Source organism: Alloalcanivorax gelatiniphagus, from assembly GCF_005938655.1.
In the GTDB taxonomy this organism is placed as follows: domain Bacteria; phylum Pseudomonadota; class Gammaproteobacteria; order Pseudomonadales; family Alcanivoracaceae; genus Alloalcanivorax; species Alloalcanivorax gelatiniphagus.
The window spans coordinates 245609-262019 of the sequence record NZ_VCQT01000044.1; the positions used below are offsets into that span (position 1 = coordinate 245609).

Genomic DNA, 16411 nt, shown 5'->3' on the forward strand with positions numbered 1-16411 from the left:
CTCGAAGTGTTCCGCTACCACTTTTACCAGTTCGGACAGTTGCTTTACTTTAGCGGATTCAGCCTCCAGGCCACCTGCACGAAAGAGGTGACGCCGGCTTCCTTGAAGCGGTCCTGGCTGTCGATCACTTCCTGGCGGGACAGTTCTTCCAGGGTGTAGCGGTCGCCGTACAGTCGGTGGATTTCGTCGGGCTGGACCGGGAACGGCGGGCCGTCCATTTCCGCCGGGTCGTATTCGAAGCTGATCAGCAGCTGCGGGGCGTTGCCGGTCAGGGTCGCCAGATGGGGGGCGTAGCGGGCGCGCAGCGGCTCCGGCAGGGCCACCAGGGCGGCGCGGTCGTAGACCAGGTCCACCGGGCCGGGCTCGGCGGCGGTGAGCGCGAAGAGGTCGCCCTGGAACACGGTCAGGTCGCCATGGTGCCAGCAATGGCCGCCATCCCAGGAAGTTACCACGGGCTCAAACCCGAGTTCCTCGAACAGCTCCCGCACCGCCCGTTCGCTCAGTTCCGCGCCCACCACCGTGAAGCCCTGTTCCAGCAGCCAGCGGATGTCCAGGGTCTTGCCGCACAGCGGCACGAACACCCGGGCGCCGGCGGCCGGATTGAGGCCCGGCAGGTTACGTTTCAGCACCGGGTTAACGAACGGCAGGTGCCAGCCCAGTTCCCGGTTTTGCCATCTTTCCCGCCAGAATTGCTTTTCCATGTTTGCCTCCCGGGCTCACTGGCCGCGCCGCAGAATCTGCTCGGTCTCTTTCAATAAAAGGGGGAAATCCGGCTTGGCCACCACCGCCAGGGTCAGGGTGTAGACGCCGTTGATCAGGCCGAGGGCGGCGTCGGCGTGCATAAAACTGAGCGCCACGATAATGAACGCCACCGCGTCCAGCATCCCCAGAAAGGCGAACATGGTGGTCTGGGTTTTGACCGCGGCCAGGGCCGCCGGGCCCTCCGGCGCCACGCGACCGGCCAGCGAGCGGCGGGCCACCGCCTCCGGTTTCATGATCAGGTTGCGCAGCGGGCGGGCCACCAAAAGGGTCAGGGCCATGGCGCCCAGCGACAGCTGCCAGAGGGTTTGCTGGGGCAGCAGTTCGGCGACGGGCTGGAAGGCTCCGAACCGCACCGCCAGCCACAGGGCCACGCCGATAAACATGGGCGCGGACAGGGTCACGAACCAGAGCAGGTTCAGCGCTCTGGGGGTGGGCGCGGGGGCGCCGGTTTTCTTCACCATGGCAACAGCCTCTTGTTGTTGTTAATGGTCGGATCAGTGCGCCTCTTCCCAGTTATCGCCAACGCCCACATCCACGGTCAGCGGTACCTTGAGTTCGGCGGCGGCTTCCATGTGTCGTTTCACTTCCTTGACCAGGGCATCCACCTGGCTTTCGGCCACTTCGAACACCAGTTCGTCGTGGACCTGCATGATCATCAGGGCGTCGAAGTCACTGTCGGTGAGCCAGCCGTCAACCTTGACCATGGCTTTCTTGATGATGTCGGCGGCGGTGCCCTGCATGGGCGCATTGATGGCGGTGCGTTCGGCGGCCTGGCGGCGTTGGCCGTTGCTGCTTTTGATTTCCGGCAGGTAGAGGCGGCGGCCGAACAGGGTTTCCACGTAGCCTTTTTCGGCGGCGTCGGCGCGGGTGCCGTCCATGTAGCGTTTCACGCCGGGGTAGCGGTCGAAGTAGCGGTCGATGTATTCCTGGGCTTCGCCACGGGGGATGCCGAGCTGGCGGGCCAGGCCGAAGGCGCTCATGCCGTAGATCAGGCCGAAGTTGATGGCCTTGGCGTTGCGGCGTTCGTTGTCGGAGACCTGGTCCAGCTGTTTGTCCCAGACTTCCGCGGCGGTGGCGCGGTGAATGTCCAGGTTGTTGGCGAAGGCGTGCAGCAGGCCGTCGTCACCGGAGAGGTGCGCCATGATGCGCAGTTCGATCTGCGAGTAGTCGAAGGCCACGATCTTGCGCGGCTCATTGCCTTGCGCCGGCGGGGGCGCCGAGAAGGCGAGCCGGATCTTGCGGCCTTCTTCGCTGCGCACCGGAATGTTCTGCAGGTTCGGATCACTGGAGGACAGCCGGCCGGTGGCGGTGACCGCCTGGTGGTAGGAGGTGTGCACGCGGCCGGTGCGGCGGTTGATCAGTTCCGGCAGTTTGTCGGTGTAGGTGTTCTTGAGTTTGGAGACACCCCGGTACTGCATGATCACTTCCGGCAGGGCGTGGCCGTCCAGGGCCAGTTCCTGGAGCACCCCTTCGGCGGTGGACGGAGCCCCCTTGGGGGTTTTCTTGATCACCGGAATTTCCAGCTTTTCGTAGAGGATTTCGCCCAGCTGCTTGGGCGACCCCAGATTGAATTCCTGGCCGGCGATATCGTATGCCTGCTGCTGCAGCTCCATCATCCGTTTGGCGAGAAACTGGCTTTGCTTGCGCAGCATATCCGCGTCCACGTAGGTGCCGTTGCGCTCGATGCGGCTGAGCACCGGCAGCAGCGGCAGTTCGATGTCATCGAACACGCTTTTCAGGCCGGCGATGCTTTCCAGTTGCGGCCACAGGGTCTGGTGCAGTCGCAGGGTGATGTCGGCGTCCTCGGCGGCGTATTCAGCGGCCTCCTCCAGGCCCACCTGGTTAAAGGTGAGCTGCTTGGCGCCTTTGCCAGCGATCTCCTCGAAGCTGACGGTCTTGTGGCCAAGATACTTGAGCGCCAGGGAGTCCATGTCGTGGCGGGTGGCCACGGAATCCAGCACATAGGATTCCAGCATGGTGTCGAACCGCACGCCGCGCAGGGTGATGCCGGCGTTGGCCAGCACGCTCATGTCGTACTTCAGGTTCTGGCCCACCTTTTTCACCGCCTCGTCTTCCAGCAGCGGTTTGAGTTTTTCCAGCACCAGGGCCTCGGGCAGCTGGTCCGGGGCGCCGGCGTAGTCGTGGCCGAAGGGAATGTAGGCGGCCTCGCCGGCGGCGGTGGCCATGCTGACCCCCACCAGGGCGGCGTCCATGTAGTTGAGGCTGGTGGTTTCGGTGTCGAAGGCGAACAGTTCCACGGCGCCCAGTTTTTTCACCCAGGCGTCCAGTTGCGCTTCATCGATCACGGTTTCGTAGCCGTCCCGGCTGATCGCCGGTTCCTGGCCCGGGACGTCGGCGCCGTCGGCGGCCGGGTCCTGGCCGTCCAGCAGTTCCGCCAGCCAGCCTTTGAATTCCAGGTCCCGGTAATAGCCGGCCAGCGCGTCCACCTCCGGTGGGCGCAGCTTGAGTTCGTCCAGCCCTTCGTGGAGTTCGCAGTCCAGTTTGATGGTAGCCAGCTCATAGGAAAGAAACGCCTGGTCCCGGTGCTCTTCCAGTTTCTTGCCCATGGTCTTGGCGCCACGGAACTCCAGCTCCGCCACCTTATCCAGGTTGTCGTAGATGTTGCGCAGCGAGCCCAGACCGGTGAGCAGGGCCAGGGCGGTCTTTTCGCCGACGCCGGGCACGCCGGGAATGTTGTCCACCTTGTCGCCCATCAGGGCCAGGAAGTCGATGATCAGCTCCGGGCCGACGCCGAACTTCTTCTTCACGCCCTCGATGTCATAGAGGGCATCGTTCATGGTGTTGATCAGGGTGACGTGCGGGTTGACCAGCTGGGCCATGTCCTTGTCGCCGGTGGAGATCAGCACCGCTTTCTGTTCGGCGCTGAACTGGCGGGCGAAGGTGCCGATCACGTCGTCCGCTTCCACGCCTTCCTCGATGATCAGCGGCAGGCCCATGGCGCGGATCAGGTCGTGCAGGGGCTGCACCTGGGCGCGCAGGTCGTCGGGCATGGGCGGCCGGTTGGCCTTGTACTGCTCGAACAGCTCATCCCGGAAGGTCTTGCCCTTGGCGTCGAACACCACCGCCATGTAGTCCGGGTCGTAGTCCTTGATCAGTTTGCGCAGCATGGCCGCCACGCCACGCACCGCGCCGGTGGGCCGGCCATCGGAGGTGGTCAGCGGCGGCAGGGCGTGGAAGGCGCGGTACAGATAGGAGGAACCGTCGACGAGAATGATCGGTTTGCGGTCGGCCATGAGGGTCCTTGGTCGGAGCGTGTGCGGGAGGGCATAGTGTAGCGCCAGGAGGGGGCGGGGTCAGGGGGGCGAACCGAGCGGCCAGCTTCAAGCCACAAGCTACAAGCCACAAGACACGCCCTCCAGCGCCCCGGTCGTGCCGCCGCTTGTGGCGGCTTGTAGCTTGCAGCTTGAAGCTGCTAAAGCCTCTCGCGGGCGTGGGCGAGGATTTCGTCCACCGCCCGGCGGGCGGTGGGGAGCGCGCCGCCCATGGTGATGAAACCGTGCACCAGCTTCGAGTAGTCCAGGTTGACCACCGGTACGCCCGCTTCGCGCAGTCGTTCGCCGTAGGCCAGGCCCTCGTCGCGGAGCGGGTCGGTGGCGGTGATCAGCAGGGTTTCCGGGTGGCCGGTGAGGTCCGGGTTGCGCAGCGGTGAGACGCGGAAGTCCGCCACCAGGCTTTCGTCCTGGACGTAGTGATTATGGAACCAGTCGATCATATCCCGGTCGAGGCCGCCCTGGCCGCCGCCGAGGGCGGTGGCGGAGGGCATTTCGTTGGCGCCGTCGGTTTTCGGATACACCGCCACCACCAGTTTCGGCGCCGGCAGGCCTTGCAGCAGGGCTTGCTGGGCGGTCACCAGGCTCAGGTTGCCGCCGGCACTGTCGCCCATCACCGCCAGCCGCTCCCGGTCGATGCCCAGGTCGCCGGCCTGCTCGGTGAGCCAGCGCCAGGCGGCCACCACATCATCGGCGGCGGTGGGCGCGGGGTGCTCCGGCGCCAGCCGGTAGTCCACGTTGAGCACCACGGCGCCGGTCTGGTTGGCGATATGGCGGCACAGGCGGTCGTATTCGCCGGCACTGCCGATGGTGAAGCCGCCGCCATGGGCGAACAGGATCGCCGGCGCGCCATCCGCCGGCGCCGGGCCGACCCGTTTGCCGGGCCGGTACAGCCGCACCAGGATATCGCCGCCGTCCACCGGCACACGGATATCGCGCACTTCGGAAACGGCTTCCTCGGCCACGTCGAGCATGCGGATCATCTGGCCGTAGAGGGCGCGGCCCTGGGGCAGCGGCAGCTGGTGAAAACCCTTGCGGCCATCACCCAGGGCCAGCAGTAACCGCAGTCGGGGGTCCAGGGTGGAGCGGTCCACCTTTTCCAGCAGACCGGCCAGACGTCCGGCCAGGCCGGCGGGCAGCGCCATCAGGGCGCGCGCCGAGGTGCGTTCGATGTTTTCTTGCAGAGACATGGGATTCCTCGTGAAACGGCCTGTTCAGCGAATCTCAGGGGTTATACCATCGCCGGAAGTTTCAAGCCCGGTCATCCCCGGCCGTTTTTCCACTCAAGGTGGATGCATGTCCGTTTATACCCGTCTCGACGACGATGAGCTTAGCTCACTGCTGGCCGAGTACGATCTGCGCCTGGAAGCCTCGAAAGCGGCCCCGCACGGCATCGAAAACAGCACCTGGCTGATCAGTGCCCGGGACCAGGGCGGTGCCCCGCGTCCGGTGGTACTGACGGTGTTCGAGCGTTTTTCCGAAGCCACCCTTTCCCCCTATCTGACCTTGCTGACCACCCTGGCGCGGGGCGGCCTGCCGGTGCCGGCGCCGCTCACCGACCGCGCCGGCCATTGCATGCGCCAGGTGGCCGGCAAGCCGGCGGTGCTGGTGCCGTGGCTGTCCGGCCGGCATTGCTTTCGTCCGGAGGCGGAACATTGCCGCCAGGTGGGCGCCATGCTGGCCGCCCTGCACCGGCAACCGGCGGATTCGGCCCGGGCTCTGCCGAACGAGCGGGCACGGCTGGCGGACTTCGCCGAGCATCTGTGCCGGCTCGGCGACGACGACCGGCACCATGCCCGGCGCCTGCTGCGCTACTGGCGCAAGGTGCCGCCGGGGGACGCGGTGATCCATGGCGACCTGTTCCGCGACAATGTGCTGTTCAACGATAGCGGCCGGCTCACCGGGGTGCTGGACTTCTACAACGCCTGCCTGGAGCGCCCGGAGTACGATCTGGCGGTGGCGCTCAATGATTGGGCGGTGTCCGCCGAGGGCCGGCCGGTGCCGCGCCGGGAGGCAGCGTTGCTGGCCGGCTACCGGGACGCCGGCGGGGTCTATGAGGCGGGGGTGCTGGAGCTGGCCCTGGTGGTGGCGGCCCTGCGCTTCTGGTTGTCCCGGCTGGTCGGGCCGGTGTCCGGCGACGCCGAGGGCCAGGGCAGCAAGGACCCGGCGGAGTATTCGCGCATCTTCGGTTATCGCTTCGAGGCGCTCAGCCAACGCTATGAGCTGTGAGCGGCTAGCGCCCCGGGCCGGTGAGAATCAGATGGTTGAGATGGGCGAGCCAGTCGCTTTCGTCCCATAGCCAGGGATGGTTGGGCGTGGCCAGGCTGGTGGGGGTCAGTGCCTGGACCCCATCGGCCACCGCCCGGGCCACCAGGGCTTCGCTGAAGCGGGCCCAGGCCGCCGGCCACTGCTCCGGCGATGCGGCGGGAAGCAGCCAGCCTTCGCCGAGCACCGGCTGCAACCGGCGTATGCGGGCAAACGCCAGCCGGCGGTTGAGCAGGTCGTACACACGGCCACGCCAGTGCTCGCCGGTGGCGCTCATCAGAGCACCGCGCAGCGGCCCCAGACGCCGCCCCAGCAGGCCGGGCACCGGCAGGTCGGCGCCGGTGGCCAGGCGAAAGCGCGGGTCATCGTCCAGCCACAACCCGAAATCCAGAAAATCCAGTTCACTGGTGTCCAGCTGACGCAGGTATTCACTGTGGCCGGCGGCGGCGCTCAGCCCCACCCGCAGATTGGGGAAATGGGCGCGCAGCGCGCGCGGCACCTCCAGCAGGTAGCGCTCCACCTCCGCCTCCTGCTCCGGGCGCCAGCGGTCCGGCAGCGGCCGGTGGGGCGCCTGGCCGAACACCCGTCTGAGGGCGCCGTGGCTCCAGGGAGGAAACGGGAAATGGTGGCAGAAATCCACCGCCACCACCCGGTCCAGGTGGCCCCAGCGGTCCACCAGGTCCAGGGTTTCCGCCCACACATCGACGAAATCGCCGGGGCGGCGCACAAAGGAGCGGCGGGCGCGGCTGTCGGGAACGAAGAAGCCGGAGAACCAGAGCGCCAGGTCGCGCTCGGCGGCGGCGTCCAGCACACGGCGCAGGGCCTTGCGGATCGGCACCGTGTGGGCGCCGCCGGGCAGGCCCCGGCGCGGGTCCGGCTCGGTGAGAATTTCACAACGGTCCAGGTGCACGCTGTTGGCCGGGGTGGCCACCAGATGCGGATAGGGGTCCAGCCGCACGGCATTGAAGCCCCGCGCCACCGCCTCGTCCAAGCGGGCCTCCACGGCACCGGGCACGGTGCCGTAGTCCCGGCCCAGCGGCCAGGCATAGTCCCAACAGGTGATGGCGAGTCGCTGGGTCTCTCCCTGACGCTGCCCCATGAATGCACCTCAACCCGATAAACGACTCAGGATAACGGTTTCGGCCCATGTCTCAATGGGACCCGGGGACAATAATGCGGGACCCACGGCCAATCAGCGGCCCAGGCAGCGCTCGAAGCCGGCGGCCACCACCTGGTCCAGCCAGGCCGGGTAATCCAGGTCCGGGTGGTCACGGCCCAGCGGGTCCAGCGCCACCATGCGGCAGTCCGGGCACAGCCGCTTGATCATGGGCCGCTGCGCCTCCGGCTCCAGGATCGCGCAGCCTACCTGCCGGTCGCGGATCTGCCCGGCCAGCGCCACGAAGCGGCGGCTGCCGGGGCCGGCGCCGAGCTGGGCACTGACCGTCACCGGCTCGCTCAGCCCCATGGGGTGCTGAAAATAAGCCCAGGGGTTGTGGTAGCTGATCCAGGCCCGCCCGGCCACCGGCGCCAGCCGCTGGCGGGCGGCTTCCCGGGCCTCTTCCAGTGCCGCGAGAAAATCCGCCGGCTGACCGGCGGGCAGCCCGGCGCCATCGCGCTCGGCCAGGCCCCGGGCCAGGGTGGCGATATTGTCCGGGTCCAGCCACAGGTGGGGGTCCAGGGCGCCGGTGTGGTCGTGACCGTCGTGGTTGTTACCGTCATGGCTGTGACCGTCATGATCATGGGCACCCTGGTCGTGGTCATGATCATGGTGGTGGCCGCCTTGCCGGCGGGTCACGTCGGGCAACGACAGCATCGCCACCGAGGGCCCGTCGCGGCGCGCCATCAGGTCCGCCACCGCCGGCTCCGCTTCCGCGCCCAGCCATACCACCAGGTCCGCCTGGCGCAGAGTCAGCATCTGGCGCGGCGACAGCATGGGGTTGTGGGGGCTTTGGTTGGGCGCCAGCAGGGTGACCACCTCGGCGCGGTCGCCGTAGAGGGCGCGCAATGCCATGGCCACCGGCTCCACGCTGGCCACCACCACCCGGGCGGTGGCCGGGGAGGACAACAGCACGCTGGACACCAGCAACAGGGCAAACAGGATCGGACGCATGGGGGCTCCACAGTAAATCGTCGGGCAAAAAAATGGCGCCCGTGACGGTGTTACCCCGGGCACCGGGCGAACGATATAGTATATCATTACGCTTTTGCTACGAACCGGATTTCTGCTGCTATGACTGAAGCGTTGGTGACGGTGGACCATGCCGCCCTCACCCTGGGCGGCCAGGCGGTCCTGGAAGATGTGTCGCTGACCCTGGCGCCGGGCCGCATCACCACTCTGATCGGCCCCAACGGCGCCGGCAAAAGCACCCTGGCCAGGCTGGTGCTGGGGCTGACCCGGCCGGACCGGGGCCGGGTGGTGCGCCGCCCGGGCCTGACCCTGGGCTATATGCCCCAGCATCTGCGCGTGGACGGCAGCCTGCCGCTGACCGTGGACCGGTTTCTGTGGCTGGCGGCGCCGGGGCGCACCGGCGCCCGCCGGGATGCCCTGCAACGCACCGGCGTGGCCCATCTGCGCCGGCGCGCGGTGCGCCAGCTGTCCGGCGGCGAAATGCAGCGGGTGTTGCTGGCCCGGGCTTTGCTGCGTCAGCCGGATCTGCTGGTGCTGGACGAGCCGGCCCAGGGCGTGGACGTGGCCGGCCAGGACGCCCTGTACGGCCTGCTCGGCCAGGTCCGCGACGAAACCGGCTGCGGCATCCTGCTGATCTCCCACGACCTGCATCTGGTGATGGCGCGCACCGACGAGGTGGTGTGCCTGCACCATCATGTGTGCTGCTCCGGCACCCCGGAAGCGGTCAGCCGGGACCCGGCCTATCAGCGCCTGTTCGGCACCCACGGCATGGCCAATCTGGCGCTGTACACCCACCAGCACGATCACGACCATGACATCAGCGGCGATGTGCACGAAGGCCACGACCATGGCGCGGCACAGCCTGGAGGTCACCACCATGATTGAGTTGCTCGCGCCGGCGTTGCTGGCCGGCCTGGCGGTGGCGGTGGTGGCCGGCCCCATGGGCGCCTTCGTGGTGTGGCGGCGGATGGCGTTTTTTGGCGACACCATGGCCAACAGCGCCCTGCTCGGCGCCGCCCTGGCGCTGGCCCTGCAGGTCAATCTGTACCTGGCGGTGATCGCCGCCTGCCTGACCGTGGCGGTGGTGCTGGTGGGCCTGCAACGGCAGCGGCAGATCGCCGACGACACCCTGCTGGGCATCGTCGCCCATATCACCCTGGCCCTGGGCGTGATCGCCCTGAGCCTGCAGGACAGCGTGCAGGTGGATCTGTTCGCCTATCTGTTCGGTGACCTGTTGGCAGTGGGCTGGTCCGACGTGCTGGCCCTGTGGACCGGCGCCACGCTGATTCTGGTGTTGCTGATCTGGCAGTGGCGGCCGCTGCTGAGCATCACCGTCAACGAGGACCTGGCCCGGGTGGAAGGGGTGGCGGTGACCCGCACCCGCCTGCTGCTGATGCTGCTGCTGGCGTTGCTGATTACCGGCGCCATCCGCACCGTGGGGGTGCTGCTGATCACCTCGCTGCTGGTGATGCCCGCCGCCGGCGCCCGCCGGCTGGCGCACACCCCGGAGCAGATGGCCCTGTTCGCCAGCCTGATCGGCCTGGTGTCGGTGACCCTGGGGCTGGCGCTGAGCTGGTACGGCAACACGCCGGTGGGCCCCTCCATCGTGGTGGCCGCCGCCGTGCTGTTCGGGCTGACCCTGTTGCGCCGGCCCACGTCCTAGCTCATGCCGACAAAACCGAACAACATCGACAGGTTATTTTGACTTGTCGATACCATTTTCGAGCCCTATGAATAAGAGCCCGGAAAAACAAGCCCTGAACCGCCGCATCTGGGCCCTGGCCTGGCCGCTGCTGCTGTCCAATATCACCGCGCCGTTGCTGGGGCTGGTGGACACCGCCGTGGTCGGGCACCTGGATTCGCCGGTCTATCTGGCGGCGGTGGCGCTGGGCGCCAACTTCTTCATGTTCCTGTATTTCTCGTTCAACTTCCTGCGCATGGGCACCACCGGGTTCACCGCCCAGGCACGGGGGGCCGGCGACGCCACCCTGGTGGTGGTGCTGCGGGCGCTGCTGCTCTCCACGGTGCTGGGCGGGCTGTTGATTCTGCTGCAGCCGGCGCTGCGTGAGGCCGGGCTATGGCTGCTGGGCGGCAGCGCGGAGGTCCAGGATCTGGCCCGGGACTACATCGCCATTCGGGTGCTGGGGGCGCCGGCGGCGCTGGGCAATTTCGCGCTGATCGGCTTCGCCATCGGTCTGCACCGCACCAGCGTGCCGCTGAAGATGACGGTGCTGATGCACACCAGCAACGCGCTGCTGGATTTTCTGCTGGTGCAGGTGTGGCATTTCGACGTGCGCGGCGTGGCCACCGCCAGCGCCCTGGCCGAGTACCTGGGGCTGGCCGGCGGCCTGTTCTGGCTGCGCCGGGAGATTTTCGGCGATGCCTGGCGGGCCCTGCCGGCGGGCGCCCTGCGCCAGCTGGCGCCGATGCTGCGGCTGCTGGCGGTGAACCGGGACATCTTTCTGCGCAGCCTGGCCCTGCTCAGCGTGTTTTTCTTCTTCACCGCCCAGGGCGCCCGGCTGGGCGACACGGTGCTGGCCGCCAACGCGGTGCTGATCACCTTCCTGTTGCTGCTCAGCAATACCCTGGACGGCTTCGCCAACGCCGCCGAGGCGCTGGTGGGTGACGCCACCGGCCGCCACGACCGCCGCGCCCTGGACGCGGCGGTGCGCGCCACCGGCCGCTGGACCCTGGTGGTGGCGCTGCTGGCGCTGGCCGGCTTCGCCCTGGGCGGCGCGCCGCTGATCCGCCTGCTCACCGACCTGCCGGCGGTGCGTGACACCGCCATCCACTACTTGCCCTGGATGCTGTTGCTGCCGCTCACCGCCAGCGCCGGCTTCTGGCTGGACGGCGTGTTCGTGGGCGCCACCCTGGCGCCGCAGATGCGCAACACCATGATCCTGGCCACGGTGCTGTTCTTCCCGGTGTGGTGGCTGACCCGGGGCTGGGACAACCACGGCCTGTGGCTGGCCATGAACGTGTGGATGGCCAGCCGCGGGGTGCTGATGGCGCTGGTCTGGCGGCGGGTTCGCCGCTGACACGCGGAGACCGGCCCGCCCGTGGCGATCCCCGGGGCCTTTGCGGAAAACCGACCAGATATTGAATCCGCCGTTTTCGTGTGTATAGAATCAATATTTATACACATGGCGGGCCTCATTATGCGTACCAACATCGATATCGATGACCAGTTGATGGCTGATGCTCTCAAGGCGAGCGGCCTTCAGACCAAGAAGGATACCGTGGAGCTGGCACTGCGGACACTGGTTCAACTGCATCAACAAGCGGAGATTCGGCGCTTCCGGGGGCAACTGGAATGGTCCGGCGATCTTGATGAGATGCGGGGCGCCTCGTGATTCTGGTCGACTCCAGTGTTTGGATCGACTTCTTTAACGGCACTGATACCCCCGAGGCGGCGACATTGGACCGCACCCTCGGCGTGCAGCCGGTAGCCATCGGCGACCTGATTCTCACGGAGGTTCTACAGGGTTTCCGTAGCGACGAGGATTACCAAACCGCCAAGGGATTGATGGCCAGCCTTACCGTTTTCGATCTTCTCGGCCAGAACATGGCGATCAAGAGTGCGGAGAACTTTCGCTACTTGCGCAAGAAGGGCATTACCATCCGCAAGACCGCCGACGTCATCATCGCCACCTTCTGCATCGAACGCTCAATCCCCTTGTTGTTTGCCGACAAGGACTTCAAGCCTTTCGTTGAACACCTGGGCCTGGAACCGGGCCGGGCTTAACTGCTAGAGCGCTGTTGGCGGGGGCTCGTGGGCAAGCGGAATGATCGCGGCTGAAGCCGCTCCTACGGGGGCGGTAGGAGCGGCTTCAGCCGCGATGGGGTCAGGGTTAGCGGCGCAAGGCGCCGTCTTCCTGCAGACGTTTGGCCAGGTCGCCGGCGAAGCCGCGCACGCCGCTGTCCAGGCTGGTGGGGTTGATGACCCGGGATTGGGCCTGCCATACCGGGCTGTCCCGGCCCACCTGGTAGAGCGTGCTTTGCATGTAGTAGTCCAGGCTTTCCTGGTAATAGCCGGGGGAGTAAACGGTGTCGTAGTCGGCGCCCAGGGACGGGCCGAAGCCTTGCAGGCGCGGCGGCACGTAGTCGGCGCGGACCTCGGCTTTCAGGAAGGACACCACCAGCACGCCGTCCGCGCCGGTGCGGTCCACCGCCTTTTCCACCCGTTGGCGCAGGTCGTCGCCATTGGCGGCGGCGGCCAGTTCCCGGTGGGCCAGATGGACCTGGCCGACGCGGCCTTCCAGGGCCTTGCCCAGAGCATCCTCCACCGCCACCCGGTCTTCTTCGTCATTGATCAGGGCGATCACGAACAGGTTCTGGAAGCGCGGCCGCTCGGCGCTCGGCGCGTTCCAGCCGGATACCACTTCGCTGGGCGTGGCGCAGCCGGCCAGAGCCAGGACCATCAACAGGGGAAAAAGCATCGAAACGGTGCGGCGTGGCACGGTCATGGGGCATCCTTTCGGTTGGCGAGGGAATAATTCAGCCCCATCCTAACCGGCCCGGCCGGCGACGCAACCGGCACGGATCAACAGACCGACGTTTCAGGCCTTGCCGGCGATGAATTTCATCAGCGTCATGAACCACATCAAATGGCCCGGGTCACCTTCCACCTTGATATGGCCGGCCTGCATGCCTTCCATGAACGCCATCTGGTTCTTGCCGGAGGCCTTGAGGGTGCGGAACGCGTAGTCCGCGTCCTTGAAGTTAAGGGTCACCGACGGGTTCGGGTGCAGGCCGTGTTTGCTGTTCACGTGCCCGGGCCGGAAGTGATACCAGCGCGCCGCGCGACCGTCGAAGGTGCGCCACTGCATCACCACGTCCCGGTGCTCAAGCTGTTGGCGAAAGCCCGGGTGGCGGCGCGCCAGCCAGGCCAGCCGCCAGCCCAGTACCAGCAGGATCAAACGGAATTTCATCGGGTCTCCCAACCGGCCGCCATCAAGGCATCAGCGCGGGCAGTTCCTTGTTGAGTTTGAGCTTTTCCTTAACCGCTTCACCGGTGAGGGCGTAGCCGCGCAGGGCGCCTTCTTGATCACGGAACAGGGCCTGCACGTCGTTGCCGTCGGCCTGGACGTCCCATTCGCCTTCCAGTTCTTCCGGCGGCGGGCACACCACCACCGGGCAGGCCGGGGTCTTGATGGTCACCGGCATGACGCCGTAGCTCACCGGGGTGGCTTCCCCGGCCAGGGTCTTGGCCAGCGCCCGGGCACCGGCCATCAACGGCAGCACATAGGGCAGCACATGGCCTTCCACCTCGGCGCAATCGCCCAGGGCGTATACGTCCGGGGCACTGGTGCGCAGGGTACGGTCGGTGAGGATGCCCCGGTTGGTGCGCAGCCCGGCGTCCTTGGCCAGGTCGATACGCGGGCGCAGGCCGATGGCGGACAGCACCACGTCGGACTCCAGATGGGTGCCGTCGGACAGCTCGGTGACCAGGCCCTGGCCGTTCCGGTTGTGGTGCACGGCCTTGGCCAGGGGGCCGAAGTGGAACGTCACGCCCAGGCTTTCCAGGCCCCGGCCCACGGCGGCGGAGGCCGCCTCGGGCAGCAGCATGGGCAGGCAGCGGCCCAGCGGTTCCACCAGGCTCACCTGGAAGCCGCCGTTGGACAGGTCGTTGGCGAACTCACAGCCGATCAGGCCGCCACCAAGAATGGTGACGCTCTTGTTGCCCTCCAGGGCCTGGCGGAAACGGCCGTAGTCCATCAGGTCGTTGACCGAGAACACTTCACCCACGGCGTCGCCGTCCAGGGGCGGGGTCCAGGTGTCGGCGCCCAGGGCCAGCACCAGGGCGCTGTAGTCCAGGTGATCGTCCGGCAGCAGCACGCGCCGCCGGTCGGTGTCGATGCCAGCCACATGGACGCCGGTGCGCACGGTGACGTTGAACTGCTCGGCCACCTGCTCCGGGCTGGCCATGGCCAGGTCGTCGGCGCTTTTTTCCTTGGTGAAGCCGGTGGAGAGCATGGGCTTGGAGTAATTGCGCCCGTCGTCGGCGGTGAGCACCACCACCGGCGTCTCCTTATCCAGCTTGCGGAATTCCTTGACCGTGTTGAAACCGGCCAGGCCGGATCCGATAACGACGATGGGGTTCATGGCGGGTCCTGGGTTGCGGTGAATGGCGAACGCGGCGGAACGGGTCGCGGGCGGTTCAGATCTCGATCATCTCGAAGTCTTCCTTGCCCACGCCGCAGTCCGGGCATACCCAGTCTTCCGGGACGTCTTCCCATTTGGTACCGGGCTCGATGCCTTCCTCGGGCAGGCCTTCTTCTTCATCGTAGATGAAGCCGCAAACCACGCATTCCCATTTTTTCATGCTTAAACCTCGTTTCGTCGGAAGCCGGGCCCGCCGTTGGGGGCCGTTCCAGGGGCCCGCTAACGTAGCCACGGCCGCCGTAAAAATCAATGACAGTGGATAATGGCAACTTTGCCGGGCGGCCATGCCGCGCCGGCCTTCCGGGGTAAGCACGGTTCGTGCCGACCCTTGATCGAACGGTCATCCTGGGCCATAGTCCCCGCGCCCGCCGCGATTGAGCGAACACCATGCCCGATACCGCCCTGCGCGCCGATACCCGCTGGCGCGCCCAGGAACGCCTTGTTCTGCCCCCTCTGATCCGCGATTGGCTGGCCGATCCCGGCTCCCTGACCGCGCGGCTGCGCCGCCACGGCCGGTTCCGAGTGGAGCCGGGCCTGCGCGCCTTCGAGCGCCCGACCCTGGACGAACAGGCCCAGCTGGGCCGCATCGGCCGTCGCCACGCACTGATCCGGGAAGTCACCCTGTATGTCCGGGACCAGCCGGTGGTGGAAGCCCGCAGCGTGCTGCCGCTGGCCACCCTGGCCAACGGCAACCGCAGCCTCGGCCATATGGGCAGCCGCTCACTGGGCAGCGGGCTGTACCGCCGGCCGCTGGCGCGCCGCGAACAGGTGTGGGTGCGCTTCGGGCTCAGCCCCTCTGGCCAGGGGCCCTGCTGGGGGCGACAATCCCGGTTCGTGAAGCGCGGCCGGCCGCTGCTGGTGGCCGAGCATTTCCTGCCCGCGCTGTGGGAACTGATAAGGGACTGACCTATGCTCGCCTTCGTGGAGCACCGCTGGCCCTCGCTGTGGCCGTGGGTGCAGCTGATGCGGCTGGACCGCCCGATCGGCAGCATGCTGCTGATGTGGCCCACCCTGTGGGCCCTGTGGATCGCCGGGGACGGCACCCCCAGCCTCAAGCACATCGTGATTTTCGTGCTCGGCGTCTATGTGATGCGCGCCGCCGGCTGCGTGATCAACGATTTCGCCGACCGCGACTTCGACGGCCATGTATCCCGCACCCGGGAGCGGCCGCTGGCCACCGGCGCCCTGAGCGCCAAGCAGGCGCTGCTGCTGTTCTGCGGCCTGGGCCTGCTGGCCTTCGTGCTGGTGCTGTTCCTGAATCGCTTTACCCTGCTGCTGTCGTTCGGCGGGCTCGGCCTGGCCATGCTCTACCCCTTCACCAAGCGCTTCACCTATCTGCCACAAATGTTTCTCGGTGCCGCCTTCAGCTGGGCCATTCCCATGGCGTTCGCGGCGGAGACCGGCGCCGTGCCCGAGATCGCCTGGTTGCTGTTCATCACCAACCTGCTGTGGACGGTGGGCTACGACACCGAGTACGCCATGTGCGACCGGGAGGACGACCTCAAGATCGGCGTGAAGAGCACCGCCATCCTGTTCGGCGACCTGGACCGGCTGATGGTGGGCGTGCTGCAGGGGCTGACCCTGGTGGCGCTGTGGCTGGTGGGCCAGCGGCTGGGGCTGAGCTGGCCCTGGTACCTGGGCCTGGCGGGCATGGCGGCGGGCTTCCTGCACCAGCAGTGGCGCATCCGCTACCGCCAGCCGTGGCCCTGCTTTCAGGCGTTTCTCAGCAACCACTGGGCCGGTGGCTGTGTGTTCGCCGGCCTCTATTTCCATTACCTGATCAACACCTGACAGGGTGTAA

18 protein-coding genes are annotated in these 16411 nt (G+C 67.1%); 8 read left to right on the forward strand and 10 right to left on the reverse strand.

The features are described 5' to 3' along the window. Positions 1-44 precede the first annotated feature (44 nt). From tmpT to FGS76_RS15350, 4 genes are all read right to left on the reverse strand, one after another. Complete coding sequence (tmpT, locus tag FGS76_RS15335; protein ID WP_138773509.1) at positions 45-701, reverse strand: thiopurine S-methyltransferase; 657 nt, start codon at positions 699-701, stop codon at positions 45-47. A gap of 15 nt (positions 702-716) precedes the next feature. Then, on the reverse strand, positions 717-1223 hold the full coding sequence (locus FGS76_RS15340) for a hypothetical protein (RefSeq protein ID WP_240692561.1): 507 nt from the start codon (positions 1221-1223) through the stop codon (positions 717-719). 33 nt (positions 1224-1256) lie between these two features. Then, positions 1257-4016, reverse strand: coding sequence for a DNA polymerase I (polA, locus tag FGS76_RS15345; protein ID WP_138773510.1), 2760 nt, complete (start codon positions 4014-4016; stop codon positions 1257-1259). A 179-nt stretch (positions 4017-4195) separates the two neighbouring features. Beyond that, complete coding sequence (locus FGS76_RS15350) at positions 4196-5242, reverse strand: alpha/beta hydrolase (RefSeq protein WP_138773511.1); 1047 nt, start codon at positions 5240-5242, stop codon at positions 4196-4198. 106 nt (positions 5243-5348) lie between these two features. On the opposite strand from FGS76_RS15350, the gene FGS76_RS15355 reads away from it, so the two are divergent. Further along, positions 5349-6281 (forward strand): homoserine kinase, encoded by a 933-nt coding sequence (locus FGS76_RS15355; protein ID WP_138773512.1) that lies wholly within the window; start codon positions 5349-5351, stop codon positions 6279-6281. Positions 6282-6285: 4 nt separating this feature from the next. Here FGS76_RS15355 and FGS76_RS15360 read toward each other — a convergent pair whose 3' ends face one another. Then, a complete protein-coding gene (locus FGS76_RS15360) occupies positions 6286-7416 on the reverse strand; it encodes a cellulase-like family protein (protein ID WP_138773513.1) in 1131 nt (376 codons plus the stop codon). Positions 7417-7509: 93 nt separating this feature from the next. Then, the gene (locus FGS76_RS15365; protein ID WP_138773514.1) at positions 7510-8427 is read right to left on the reverse strand and encodes a metal ABC transporter solute-binding protein, Zn/Mn family; all 918 of its coding nucleotides are present in this window, start codon (positions 8425-8427) and stop codon (positions 7510-7512) included. Positions 8428-8547: 120 nt separating this feature from the next. Between FGS76_RS15365 and znuC the strand changes: the two genes are divergently transcribed. The 5 genes from znuC to vapC all read left to right on the forward strand — a co-directional run bounded on the left by znuC (position 8548) and on the right by vapC (position 12190). Then, complete coding sequence (znuC, locus tag FGS76_RS15370) at positions 8548-9330, forward strand: zinc ABC transporter ATP-binding protein ZnuC (protein ID WP_138773515.1); 783 nt, start codon at positions 8548-8550, stop codon at positions 9328-9330. Continuing rightward, positions 9323-10108, forward strand: coding sequence for a zinc ABC transporter permease subunit ZnuB (gene znuB / locus FGS76_RS15375; RefSeq protein ID WP_138773516.1), 786 nt, complete (start codon positions 9323-9325; stop codon positions 10106-10108). Before znuC ends, znuB begins: the two co-directional genes overlap by 8 nt. 67 nt (positions 10109-10175) lie before the next feature. Next, a complete protein-coding gene (locus tag FGS76_RS15380) occupies positions 10176-11483 on the forward strand; it encodes an MATE family efflux transporter (RefSeq protein ID WP_138773517.1) in 1308 nt (435 codons plus the stop codon). A 120-nt stretch (positions 11484-11603) separates the two neighbouring features. Beyond that, positions 11604-11798, forward strand: a complete 195-nt coding sequence (locus tag FGS76_RS15385; protein ID WP_138773518.1) for a type II toxin-antitoxin system VapB family antitoxin — start codon at positions 11604-11606, stop codon at positions 11796-11798. Then, entirely contained in the window at positions 11795-12190 is a 396-nt protein-coding gene (gene vapC, locus FGS76_RS15390; RefSeq protein ID WP_138773519.1) for a type II toxin-antitoxin system VapC family toxin, read from the forward strand. Before FGS76_RS15385 ends, vapC begins: the two co-directional genes overlap by 4 nt. Before the next feature lie 106 nt (positions 12191-12296). Here vapC and FGS76_RS15395 read toward each other — a convergent pair whose 3' ends face one another. From FGS76_RS15395 to rd, 4 genes are all read right to left on the reverse strand, one after another. Further along, positions 12297-12911, reverse strand: a complete 615-nt coding sequence (locus FGS76_RS15395; RefSeq protein ID WP_138773520.1) for a hypothetical protein — start codon at positions 12909-12911, stop codon at positions 12297-12299. Between the two features lie 93 nt (positions 12912-13004). Continuing rightward, a complete protein-coding gene (locus FGS76_RS15400; protein ID WP_138773521.1) occupies positions 13005-13376 on the reverse strand; it encodes a hypothetical protein in 372 nt (123 codons plus the stop codon). A gap of 22 nt (positions 13377-13398) precedes the next feature. Then, positions 13399-14550 (reverse strand): FAD-dependent oxidoreductase, encoded by a 1152-nt coding sequence (locus FGS76_RS15405; RefSeq protein ID WP_138773522.1) that lies wholly within the window; start codon positions 14548-14550, stop codon positions 13399-13401. A gap of 55 nt (positions 14551-14605) precedes the next feature. Next, positions 14606-14770, reverse strand: coding sequence for a rubredoxin (gene rd, locus FGS76_RS15410; RefSeq protein WP_138773523.1), 165 nt, complete (start codon positions 14768-14770; stop codon positions 14606-14608). Positions 14771-14997: 227 nt separating this feature from the next. On the opposite strand from rd, the gene FGS76_RS15415 reads away from it, so the two are divergent. Together FGS76_RS15415 and ubiA are read left to right on the forward strand one after the other, a co-directional pair. Then, entirely contained in the window at positions 14998-15516 is a 519-nt protein-coding gene (locus FGS76_RS15415; protein ID WP_138773524.1) for a chorismate--pyruvate lyase family protein, read from the forward strand. A gap of 3 nt (positions 15517-15519) precedes the next feature. Further along, positions 15520-16401, forward strand: coding sequence for a 4-hydroxybenzoate octaprenyltransferase (gene ubiA / locus FGS76_RS15420; RefSeq protein WP_138773525.1), 882 nt, complete (start codon positions 15520-15522; stop codon positions 16399-16401). Positions 16402-16411: the final 10 nt, after the last annotated feature.